Here is a 9847-nt window from a genome sequence, read left to right on the forward strand (position 1 = left end):
GGGAATTTGGGCGACCGTCAGCAGACAGGCGGTTACGCCGCCGAGCATCAGTCGCACCGCATGGTGGGCAAGGACGCGTTTCATCATAATCTTCCTCCGAAACAGATCGCCCTTCATCCTACAAACCCGCCGGCTGCCGGATTGTTCCGCTTTGCTGACATTGCCCGCATCTGCTCAGTTATGGTCGAGCGTCTCCTGGCAGGCGACCGCGCAACAAAGTTCAGGAACGGGTCCAGGTCGCCCACCAGCGTCACCGACCCTTCGTCGAAGGTAATGCGCTGGCCGAGCATGTCGATTGCCGATTGTTCTAATCATCCTTGGCGTTGCCAAGATACGCCTCGCGCGCAAAGGAGACCACGTCTGCTGGTTGACTGGCATTGCGTGGCACGGCCCATTCGGCAGCGGCCTCCTTGGTTACGAACTCGCCATTCCCGACCGCCTGTGCCGATGATCCGGGGATACGCCAGGACGCGGGCTTGATTTATGCGAGAGCCTCCCGACTACGTTGCTGGATGGGTAGCACGCCACAACTTGAGACGGTTTTGATCGAGATGGTTGTCCAAGCTGCAGACTTTCCGGCGGTCAGCTTCGATTCCGTCGTAGGTGACTGTGCTGATAAATCTGGAGGGCGAATACTCTTCAATGTTCGCGTTGACAGCCATGCAGACGTTCAGCGAGTTGCCGCGATCGCGAGCAAATCAGGTGGAGGGGTGACCCCTCTGCTTCTGTTGTTGGATCGTATGGGGAGGTCGATCAAAATCCATGAGGTGCCCGTCGAGGACTACCCATTGCTAGTCTCAATCGCCCGTTGGGCCAATCAGCCCCTTCACTCGCAAGCCAGCACGAGCGCCAATGTCGAGCTAATCCTGCTCCTGGAAGCTGTCCTATCGCAAGCAAGGCCGGATTAGCTGAATTGCGCACTCAGCCGATGTTAGCCAGGCCTAGGCGTTATGAACGAGGCCCCATCTCCTGCGGCTTAGTGCGTTCCACACTGCCCTTTTATGCGACTTTCGAACTTGGTTGCAACATCGAAGCACAGAGCATGAACATCGAAACCCGAAGGCGGCTTTGCTACCCGACCCTGGAAGCCAGTTTCGCGCCCCAAGGGAGAGCGAAAGCGTGGCATTGGAGGTCTCAGTTGGGGCCGCAAGGGGACAAGCAGCTTCAGGCTGCGGTTCCTCAAGAGCGGGCATTCAGGTTGCGCGGGCATCGTCGTGAGAAGACCGATGCCGGAAGCGAGGTCCGCTCGTAAAGCTGGCTGATGAGATGGAAGAGCACTGCCCGCCGGCTTGGGTGAAGAGCTCATCGAGCACGACGAAGTCGAGCCGGCCCAACTTGCTAAGCGCAAGGTTGCTCCGCGCAGTTTCTATTGAGAGGGCTCAGGCCCCGTCAACGCGCCATCGACGAGTGCGCGCAGCTCTTTGCGCACCGGAATGGCGCTCGAAGGCAGCAGTTGCGTGAAGAGAATGACAACCAGGTCGTCGACCGGACTCACCCAGAAGAAGGTGCCTGCCGCCCCGCCCCAGCCATAGTCGCCCACTTGCGCCGAAATTTGTGCCTTAGCCGGATCGAGGACGACTGAGCCCAACAGACCGAACCCGACGCCGTCAAACTGGGTTTCGGCCCAAACTTCGGTTGCCATCGAGGCAAGATCTCCCGGTAGGTGATTGCGCGCCGCCAATTTCAAAGTGCGGGGACTGAGAATGCGTTCGCCGTTGAGTTCCCCTCCCGCCCGCAGCATTTCGGTGAAGCGCCAATAGTCGTCGATGGTTCCGACGAGCCCGCCTCCACCGCAGAACGTATCAACCTTGCCTTGCCGCCATTCCGAAACCTCCGGCGTTTCGTGCAATGCCATGCCGCCAGCCGTAGCCTCATAGAGCGGGGGAAAACGGCCGATCTCAGCCTCCGGTACAGAGAAGCCGGTGTCGGTCATGCCGAGGGGCTCGAAGATCCGCGTCGCGAAGTACTTGTCGAGCGTCACTCCAGAAACGACTTCCACGATGCGGCCGATGACATCGGACCCGGTGCTGTATTGCCATTTCGTGCCCGGCTCCCATTCCAATGGCAGCTCGGCTATCCTGCGCACCATCTTGTCGAGCCCGCCGTAAGCAAGGTCGAGGCCGAGTTTTTCCTTGGCATAAGCTTCACCGAGCAGTCGAGGGTTCGTGAAAAGGCTTAGGCCAGATGTGTGAGTCAGCAGATGGTGGATCGTCATCTTCGTTTTGACGGGCACCGTTTGGTCGAGCGACGTTGCGCCCGGTATCAGAACTTGCCTATTTTTAAATTCCGGCAGGTAAGCTTCGACCGGATCGTCGAGATGCAGGCGCGCCTGCTCGTACAGCATCATCAGCGCGACGGCGGTGACAGGCTTGGTCATCGAGTAGATGCGGGCGATGAGGTCGCGCTGCCAAGGCCGCTTGGCTTCGACATCTGCATGCCCGGCGCAGTCGAAAAAGGCGAGTTCTCCATGACGCGCAATGAGCACCGCACCGCCCGGCCAGCGCCCGGTGTCGGCATATCGCTGCATCCACCGCTTCAGTCGCGCCAGCCGCGCCTTGTCGAAGCCGAGGTCCGCAGGATCACGAATCGGTTCACTACTAAATTGACTCATCGCGCAAATGCCCTGTCGCAAACGAAGGCCGTTTGGACAATCTTGCGCTCTCCCCGCACTATTGCCAATAGTTGGCTGCTTGACCTCCACTGAAGCTGCAGACGACGTCTGTTCTCAGGAATCCCAAATGCGGTCCCCTGGGGCAGACTTGGGGCGCGGAGCGGTCGGCCTCCGCAGAAGCGGACGCCGTGGCCGCTGGCTGGCGGCGGTCGAAACGATAAAAATCCACCCCTGCGACTACGCGACCTGTGATCAACCTGCCGGCCGATTTAGCTTCGCCATGGGCCGCGCTGCGCTATCACTTCCCGACACCAAACGCGCGGTGACAGCGGGGCTGAAAGTTTCCTGCCAAATCTCCCGTAGCGCCGCAACTGTGCCCGCCTCGTCGGCTCCGATCATGCTGGAGTACCCGACAACGTCGGCTGCTAGAATGGCCGAAAGCCGGCGCGTCGTCTGCTGTTCCACCATACCGGTCCCACACTCGATGGGCTGAGGAATGTTGGACTGTACGAGCTATTCTTAGCCGCATCGTCAAGATGATGGGCGACGGAGCGTTGGTCGAATTTCCAAGTGTGGTGAGTGCGGTTGAATGCGCAGCGGCGATCCAGCGGGCGATGGGCGAGCGAAATCTCGCCGCTACCACCCCCGATTCAATTTCGCATCGGCATTAATGTTGGCGACGTCATAGTTGAGGGCGATGACTTTCGGTGACAGCGTGAAGCCGTAGCTCGAAGATGATCCGGTAGGTTGGCACCAAGAGGCGATGATCATGGAAGCGGCGCCAACGTTCACAGGTTGCGGACCACTACGCGCAAGGTAGCCTCGTCGCAGATATTCGCGATGGCCTTGCCGCCATGGGAAAGACCGAAAGCACGGTTACCGCCGAGGACCTGTGACCCGTAGACGAGTTTCACATTGGCGGCCGCGCCGCCACGGCAGAGTTGGCAGGGCAACTTGCGCTCACCGCTGGGGATCGCGTGCTCGACATCGGCTGCGGCCTCGGTGGACCGGCGCGACAGATCGCTGCGCACTACGACTGCCAGGTGACCGGCATCGATCTCACTCGCGACTACGTCGAAGCCGGCAATGTCCTCTCCGGCTGGCTGCATCTCGCGGAGCGCGTCTCGTTGCAGCAGGGCGATGCTTTGCGGCTGCCGTTCGCAGATGGATCGTTCACTGCCGCATACATGTTGCATGTCGGAATGAACATTGCCGACAAGAGCGCACTATTTTCGGAGGTTGCGCGGGTCCTCCGCGCGGGTGCGCGTTTCGGTGTCTTCGACGTCATGCGCACCGGAGTCGGCGAGCTGTCTTATCCGCTGCCATGGGCGAGTACGGCAGTTACGAACGCGATCGCCGCGCCGGAGCAGTATCGCGACACACTTTCCGCGGCAGGGTTCGAGATTTTGTCGGAACGCCAGCGGCGCGATGCCGCGCTTGACTATTTTGCCCGGCAGCGCGCCCAGGCGGCCACCGGGCGGGCAGTACTGGGCGTCCAGACTCTCATGGGAGCGCGGCGGCCCCAGATGGTCCGAAACATGAGCGAAAGTATTTCAGCTGGGCTGATTGCGCCGGTCGAGATTATTGCCCGAAGGCAGTGATGCCTGCGTTCGATTTTCAACCGGCTCTGGCGGGAAACGTAAGGTCTGCTTCGGGACCTGTTGTTGACGTTCAGCCGCGCCTGTGTCTGATCCGGACCTGCACGCCGGGAATGATGCTGGTTCGGCCTTTTGCTCGCTTGCGGGGCTTTGGCGTTGGATCCATGGTGGCCATGAAGCGCTTGCCGGCGCCTACAGGATCCCTGGCGTCTTCGATGGCGGCGATTGATTCAGCCGTGAGGTGATAGACCTTGTCGTCGAGCCTGAGGTAGACGCATTGCCTGGTCTGGGCGATGTCGACGCGGTCGTCTCTAGCGAAGTGCTGAGCCAGCAGCTTTGCCATCAACGATAGAACGTCCTGCCTGCTTGCCACGAGCGGAGCCCTTCCATCATCGCGAGCGAACGCTGCTGAGGCCAAGGGGTTCCATGGCTGCTGTCTGGTAAAAGGAAAAGGCGATTTGCAGTTCGCCTCCCCAACAGATCACCTGGGAAGACCGAACCAGGCTCTGTCTGCGGGGGTTGTTTTTTATGCCAACACGACCGCCGGCTGCGCGTTGCCCAGGTGAACTGCCTCCCCTGGGTTAGCTCGAATGTCCTTATGGTGCTTCCAGACTCGATCGTCCCGAGGCTCGATTTCGCACAGCCGGATCCGCCGCTCGAGATAGGCGATCCTCGGAGCCACGGTCCAGGTCTCGGCCCTTGGTGGAAGATGTCGGCTCATGGCTTCAGGCTCTTGTAATAGCGGGTCTTGGCGTGGACCTCCGGCGTCGCGGTCAACCCCGCTTCCGGCGGTGTCCAGGGGAATTTCTTCTCCAGCTCGATAGCCCACTGCGTCAGCTCGCCCGTGGCATCGGTGATCACCGCACCAAGACCGGCCTTCACCCTGGCCTCGATATAGGCCTCGACGATGGGCTTGATCTTCTCAGCCTCACCTTCGATGCCGACACCGTCGATCCAGATTTTCTCTGTCATGCTGCCCATTCGCCGGCGACGGTGCCAAGGACGTGGTCGCCCTTCTCTTTGAAGTGGTCCGGCATTTCCGCCTTGGCTGCGAAAAGATCCGCCATGATGCCATCATATTCACCCCTGCGCGCAGCGTAGGCGCCGTTGCAGCGCATAACGCGCGCGGAGATCCTGTCGAACATAGCGCCCGACGTCGAGATGACACCACTCCGCGTGTGAAAACGGAACGGCTTGAAATCTGACGTGCCATGTGAAGCTCCCTTCAATGCGTTGCTATGCTTCACTGTCGCACATCGCATTGAGGGGATCGGCTGGGCGCTGGCGGTATCTAAGGCCCGCGTCTTCGGGCGTGAACGGAAAAGAAGACGCGGGCCGGATCGGACGCCACCGATCATTGCAGCAATTACAGAGGGGAGTAGAATTTTGCTGCGCCTTATGAACTTTCGGGGAGGCCAGCTTGTTCCAAGGCAAGCGCGCTATTTTGCGGTGCTCATTGCCGGTTCGCCGGTCAGCGCCTGGTCGTCATAGCCCTACAGACAGGCCTCGGCGTATTCTGCCCAGAATTCCGACACCTGGCGCTCCTTGCCGTCCTTGCGGGCCTGGGAACCATACATCCAGGCGAATTTCGCGCGTTCCTGGTCCTTTTTGGCCATACTCACCCTCAACTTGATTCGATCAACGCGCAAGCGCTATGTTTGGCCCTGAGTGAGGAGCCGGGCTTTCACCCGACCCCTCGTTTCCTTGAGCACTCCCGAAAATGGACCCGCACGGTCACTGACCAGGACGTGCGGGTCTTTCGCCCCTAGGCGCTTCTCTCGGATGTGCTTGCCGGTGATCAGCCGTGAGGCTTTGCTTTTGACAGAGCCTTAGCGGCGCTCCGCGGGTGGTTGCGCTGGCTACCTTCCTAGGCGACGCAGCCGCCCACCCGGGCGAATTTGCTGACAGTCCTCAATCGAATATCCAAGGTGCTCCCGATAAGCGCGGATGACGTGGGTCCCCTTTGACATAGCCGTTAAGACTGCCTCGGGAATGCGCGAATCCTTCATAGATATCTCCAAAAAGAGCAGGATGCCCGCCACAATCGGGAGAGTTCCTCCCGACCTGGCGCCCCAGCAAAAACAAATAAATGGACTTCGATTCGGCCCGATCGGCCTCGTCCATGGAATCGGCCACCTGAAATTGGCAGCCAGATCGGAAGATGCGGCTCGCCTGGTTCTGATAAAGACCAAGAGCTGCCTGCTCGCCAATGAGCTCTTGAACAGGAACTCGAACTCGCCCATGCCGCTGTCCCGGAGATCCAAAACCAACCATCCAACCACGATCAGCCCGTGAGGCGCGCACGAAACAAGGTGCAGCCGTCCGCCAGGCGCGACCTGGAGATATCCCGGAATCCAGCCTCGGTCATCCACGCGCGATACTGACCTTCAGTGTACGATTCGCCGTGGCGATAGAGGTTCAAGAAGGTGATATTCAGAAAGACACCCTCAGGCGGGCCGAGGCGGTCGTCATCGACGACACCCCACCCCGCAATTGCGATCTCGCCTCCCGGTGTGAGGCAACGCGCCGCGTTCAGGATCGAACTGCGCGCCTGGTCAGGCGGAAGGACCTGGACGACGGCCTTCAGGATCGCCAGATCGTGCCGACCGATCGATGGCGCGACAGTTATGTCCCCCTCTTCGACAACCACGTCAGCGGCACCGTATTCGCCCCCAGGCTGTCAGCAGTCACCGCGCTGCCACCGAGCCGGGTGAAGATGCCAAGGTCCAGTCCGGCGCGAAGCGCCAAGGCGGCGGGCACCGCTGCGATCAGCTTGTTGATCCTACCAGAATCCACCATGCCACATCCCCTCCCGCGACCCAGCGCCGGCGATCAGAAGTTTGTCACGGAACCGAAGAGCGTTTGAAGTAGCATGGTCGACCAGACCGATATAGGTGTCCAGTTGGTATTCGACGTCGAGACCGTGAGCGACGAGGGGCCAGCTGGCTGACTGTTGGTCAAGCCCTGCGTAAATCCAGGCACGCGTTTGTTCCAGCACTTCATCCGAAAACGCAGGGTCGTCAACCGCCCGGGCGATTTCTGATGCTCCTTCTGTCGCGAAGCGGACCAGTGCTTCCCCTCATCATTACCATGGGGTCGTATGCTCTGCCGGCGCGACTATGAGCTTGCCCGCACGGGTGCTCGACCAAAGGACTCGATCGATCGGGATGGGCGTGTTCTACACTGTCTACTATGCCGGCTGGCGGGGCCCGCGAGTGGCGGCAAACTTGCAACCTGGGTCGGCATCTCGGTCGCCGCGCTCGATTTCGGCGCTGCCGCGCTCCTCCTTTGCCCTCTCCTCCTTTGGTCATTCCACCGGATCAGCCGCCTCCCACAGCCGATGGTGGTTTCATCCAGGTAAGGCGGCTAGCTAGTCGCAGCAATCCTGCTGGTACCGCGACATCAGCAGGGTTGTCCCGGCTCCCGGTCTGACCGATTCTACGGCACTACTCTGGCAGCCCGGCAGCATGCAGCGCATCGCCAAGGCACTCCGCGAGGGCTGGGGCACAGTTCACACCCGCAAACTGGCGGCCGTAACGGAAGGTCGGGTGCAGTTCGAGCACCCGGACGGCAGCTGCCCTCGCTTCCTCGAGCCGGCCGAGTTTGGCAAGGGCAGCGGCCAATTGCACATAAGTGATGCTATGTGCGGGATTCGCCTGAACGGATCGATAGGCGGCGCGGCAGGCTTCGTCGTAGCGGCCGCGGAGCAAATGACTCATCGCCTGTGCATCGAAGGCGGCGAAAGCCCATGGGTCGAATGGGCTTAGCCGCATGCCTCGTTCGCTCCACTCGATGGCTCGCTCTGCTTCTCCGCTCCATCCGAGGATGACGCTGCCCAGAATATAGGTCAGGGCGGATGAAGGGCTGATCGCGAGCGCGGCTTCCAAGGCGGTGAAAGCAGCCTTGCGGTCATGTCCGTCCATGCCGATGGAAAATCCAGCCAAGGTCAACGCAGACGCATCGTCCTGCCCATGGAGGATGGCGGAGCGGGCATAGCGGATCGAAGCGGCACGGTTGGCTTCCTGCAGGCCGGCGCGGAGGAAGAGGCAATGGTGGCACATCGCGGCGTTGCCGTACGCCAGCGCGTAGGCCGGATCGAGTTCGATGGCACGGTCGAGCAGCACGAGCGCCCGCCTCACTCGCTCAGGCATGCCGGAATCAACGTCGAGCTGGGACCGCAGCACAAGGTCGTAAGCATCGAGGTTGTCGGAGCGCCTGCGCTTGACCCTATCGATTTCGGCACGCCGCAGACTCGGTGCGATTGCGCCGACAGCCGACATGGCGATCTCATCCTGAAGCGCGAAGATATCATCGGAATTGCGGTCATACCGCTCGGCCCATACATGAGCGCCGGTCGATGCATCGATCATCTGGCCGGACACGCGCACGTGGCCGCCGGCTCTCCGCACGCTGCCTTCGAGCACATATCGTACGCCAAGCTCGCGACCGACCTGCTTCACGTCCACGGCGCGGCCCTTGTAGGTAAATGTCGAATTTCGCGCGATGACGAGCAGCCACTTGATGCGCGCCAGGCCGGTGATGATATCGTCAACCATCCCGTCGGCGAAATAATCCTGCTCCGGATCGCCGCTTAGGTTCGAGAACGGCAAAACCGCGACCGAGGGTTTGTCCGGCAATGTCAGCGTCGCCGTTGCTGTGCCCCCGGGCGTCGGATCACGGTTACCGGCTGTGACCGCCGGCCCGACATAACGATAGCCGCGTCGCGGCAGCGTTTCGATCCAGCAAGCGGCGCCCGCCAGCTCCTGAAAGAGCCGCCGCACTGCCGCAATTTGGACCGTTAGATTGCTGTCCTCAATGGCCTGTCCAGGCCACACCGCCTCGATCAGCGTGTCCTTCGAAACCGGTGCGCCTGCCCGTTCCACAAGCAGCGCAAGCAGCGCGACCGCTCGCTGTCCGAGCGGCGTCGGTTCGACGCCGTGGAATAGAATTCCAGCATCGGTGTCGAGGCGAAACGGGCCAAACGCAAGAGTTGTCGCCATTCCCGAAGAGGATACCGTTTGTGAATTTTTCGCAACGATTTCGGGACGGCTTCACGACTTGTCGAAATGGCGAGGGCAACCTGAGCCGGTGCTTGCGGAAGAAGCACCGAGCCAATGGAGGATCAGATGAGTGTCGCTCCCGTCATTCGCATGCCCGATCAGAATAAGGGGGTCATGCTACGTGGCTATCCGATGGTGTTCCTTGTCACCGGCGAGGATACGAAACACACGAGCATGTTCGACTGGACGATCCCGACCGGGTTCGCTACCGGCCTTCATGTTCATCGCGTGCAGGAGGAAACCTTCTACCTTCTTGAGGGCGAATGCGTCTGGCATGTCGGGGACAAGACGATCCGCGCGACCCCGGGCACCTACCTGTTCATTCCACCGGGCGTTCCGCACAACATCACCAACGTCAGCGAACAGCCGGCGCGGGTGCTGATGACCGTCTCTCCGCCTGGACACGAGCACTATTTTGAAGAGCTTGCCAGGCTCGCGGCGCACGGCTCTCCGCATCCGAAAGCGCTTGCCGACCTGCGCGACCGGTACGATACCGTAAGCGCTGTTGTGGGACCACCTTTCGGGAGTGGTCGCGATCTGTGAGGTTGCCGATTCTGTATTGGGATCGGAGATCGGCT

General features: G+C 60.8%; 11 protein-coding genes and 2 pseudogenes. 3 read left to right on the forward strand and 10 right to left on the reverse strand.

What is annotated here, in order from left to right; all coding sequences use genetic code 11:
• Positions 1-307 precede the first annotated feature (307 nt).
• Both NKH21_RS32225 and NKH21_RS32230 read right to left on the reverse strand, forming a co-directional pair.
• A complete protein-coding gene (locus tag NKH21_RS32225; protein WP_352869917.1) occupies positions 308-481 on the reverse strand; it encodes an aminoglycoside adenylyltransferase domain-containing protein in 174 nt (57 codons plus the stop codon).
• Between the two features lie 885 nt (positions 482-1366).
• A complete protein-coding gene (locus tag NKH21_RS32230) occupies positions 1367-2611 on the reverse strand; it encodes a serine hydrolase domain-containing protein (protein ID WP_352869899.1) in 1245 nt (414 codons plus the stop codon).
• 524 nt (positions 2612-3135) lie between these two features.
• On the opposite strand from NKH21_RS32230, the pseudogene NKH21_RS32235 reads away from it, so the two are divergent.
• Positions 3136-3313: pseudogene (locus NKH21_RS32235) on the forward strand (adenylate/guanylate cyclase domain-containing protein); the annotation flags it as partial.
• 86 nt (positions 3314-3399) lie between these two features.
• On the opposite strand, the gene NKH21_RS32240 reads toward NKH21_RS32235, so the two are convergent.
• Positions 3400-3642, reverse strand: coding sequence for a hypothetical protein (locus NKH21_RS32240; protein WP_352869919.1), 243 nt, complete (start codon positions 3640-3642; stop codon positions 3400-3402).
• Here NKH21_RS32240 and NKH21_RS32245 point away from each other — a divergent pair.
• Positions 3589-4212, forward strand: coding sequence for a class I SAM-dependent methyltransferase (locus NKH21_RS32245; RefSeq protein WP_352869901.1), 624 nt, complete (start codon positions 3589-3591; stop codon positions 4210-4212). The genes NKH21_RS32240 and NKH21_RS32245 overlap by 54 nt on opposite strands.
• 70 nt (positions 4213-4282) lie before the next feature.
• On the opposite strand, the gene NKH21_RS32250 is transcribed toward NKH21_RS32245, so the two are convergent.
• The 7 genes and pseudogenes from NKH21_RS32250 to NKH21_RS32280 all read right to left on the reverse strand — a co-directional run bounded on the left by NKH21_RS32250 (position 4283) and on the right by NKH21_RS32280 (position 9209).
• Positions 4283-4552, reverse strand: a complete 270-nt coding sequence (locus NKH21_RS32250) for a hypothetical protein (protein WP_352869903.1) — start codon at positions 4550-4552, stop codon at positions 4283-4285.
• A 374-nt stretch (positions 4553-4926) separates the two neighbouring features.
• A complete protein-coding gene (locus NKH21_RS32255) occupies positions 4927-5181 on the reverse strand; it encodes a hypothetical protein (RefSeq protein WP_352869905.1) in 255 nt (84 codons plus the stop codon).
• A gap of 521 nt (positions 5182-5702) precedes the next feature.
• Entirely contained in the window at positions 5703-5825 is a 123-nt protein-coding gene (locus NKH21_RS32260; RefSeq protein WP_352869907.1) for a hypothetical protein, read from the reverse strand.
• A gap of 668 nt (positions 5826-6493) precedes the next feature.
• Positions 6494-6859 carry a hypothetical protein gene (locus NKH21_RS32265; protein ID WP_352869909.1) on the reverse strand — a complete coding sequence of 122 codons (366 nt, stop codon included), beginning with the start codon at positions 6857-6859 and terminating at the stop codon, positions 6494-6496.
• Positions 6835-7008 carry a hypothetical protein gene (locus tag NKH21_RS32270; RefSeq protein WP_352869911.1) on the reverse strand — a complete coding sequence of 58 codons (174 nt, stop codon included), beginning with the start codon at positions 7006-7008 and terminating at the stop codon, positions 6835-6837. The genes NKH21_RS32265 and NKH21_RS32270 overlap by 25 nt, the downstream gene beginning before the upstream one ends.
• Positions 7009-7180: 172 nt before the next feature.
• Positions 7181-7258, reverse strand: a pseudogene (locus NKH21_RS32275) (TetR/AcrR family transcriptional regulator); the annotation flags it as partial.
• Between the two features lie 397 nt (positions 7259-7655).
• The gene (locus NKH21_RS32280; protein ID WP_352869913.1) at positions 7656-9209 is read right to left on the reverse strand and encodes a winged helix-turn-helix domain-containing protein; all 1554 of its coding nucleotides are present in this window, start codon (positions 9207-9209) and stop codon (positions 7656-7658) included.
• A 126-nt stretch (positions 9210-9335) separates the two neighbouring features.
• Here NKH21_RS32280 and NKH21_RS32285 point away from each other — a divergent pair, with 126 nt between their 5' ends.
• Positions 9336-9812 (forward strand): cupin domain-containing protein, encoded by a 477-nt coding sequence (locus tag NKH21_RS32285; protein WP_352869915.1) that lies wholly within the window; start codon positions 9336-9338, stop codon positions 9810-9812.
• The last annotated feature ends 35 nt before the right edge of the window (positions 9813-9847 follow it).

Source organism: Mesorhizobium sp. M1329 (assembly GCF_040318035.1).
GTDB lineage: Bacteria > Pseudomonadota > Alphaproteobacteria > Rhizobiales > Rhizobiaceae > Mesorhizobium.

Bases quoted from the DNA above. Each gene is read 5' to 3' on its own strand.
- NKH21_RS32230 (WP_352869899.1), bottom strand. From the start codon at position 2,611: ATGAGTCAATTTAGTAGTGAACCGATTCGTGATCCTGCGGACCTCGGC.
- NKH21_RS32250 (WP_352869903.1), bottom strand. From the start codon at position 4,552: ATGGCAAAGCTGCTGGCTCAGCACTTCGCTAGAGACGACCGCGTCGAC.
- NKH21_RS32255 (WP_352869905.1), bottom strand. From the start codon at position 5,181: ATGACAGAGAAAATCTGGATCGACGGTGTCGGCATCGAAGGTGAGGCT.
- NKH21_RS32260 (WP_352869907.1), bottom strand. From the start codon at position 5,825: ATGGCCAAAAAGGACCAGGAACGCGCGAAATTCGCCTGGATGTATGGT.
- NKH21_RS32270 (WP_352869911.1), bottom strand. From the start codon at position 7,008: ATGGTGGATTCTGGTAGGATCAACAAGCTGATCGCAGCGGTGCCCGCC.
- NKH21_RS32280 (WP_352869913.1), bottom strand. From the start codon at position 9,209: ATGGCGACAACTCTTGCGTTTGGCCCGTTTCGCCTCGACACCGATGCT.
- NKH21_RS32285 (WP_352869915.1), top strand. From the start codon at position 9,336: ATGAGTGTCGCTCCCGTCATTCGCATGCCCGATCAGAATAAGGGGGTC.